The organism is Endothiovibrio diazotrophicus, from assembly GCF_054657215.1.
This window is the reverse complement of sequence record NZ_BAAHXB010000363.1, coordinates 1-283: the sequence shown is the minus strand read 5'-3', so window position 1 is coordinate 283 and position 283 is coordinate 1. Positions and strand designations below refer to the sequence as shown.

The 283-nt window shown below is 69.6% G+C and carries 1 pseudogene; it reads right to left on the bottom strand.

From position 1 onward, the window contains the following. Window positions 1-283, bottom strand: a pseudogene (locus ACYQ2W_RS26830) (TolC family protein); the annotation flags it as partial.

The following is a 283-nucleotide window of genomic DNA, read 5'->3' as shown; positions in this document are numbered from 1 at the left end:
GGACGTGACCGTCGTCGGGGTAGTCGCCGAGGTCACCGTGGTAGGCGTCGTCGCAGACGTCACGGTCGTCGGCGTCGTCGCCGAAGTCACCGTGGTGGGCGTCGTCGCGGACGTGACGGTGGTCGGGGTAGTCGCCGAGGTCACCGTGGTGGGCGTGGTCGCGGACGTGACGGTGGTCGGGGTAGTTGCCGAAGTCACCGTGGTGGGCGTCGTCGCAGACGTCACGGTCGTCGGCGTCGTCGCAGACGTCACCGTAGTGGGTGTCGTCGCGGACGTGACGGTG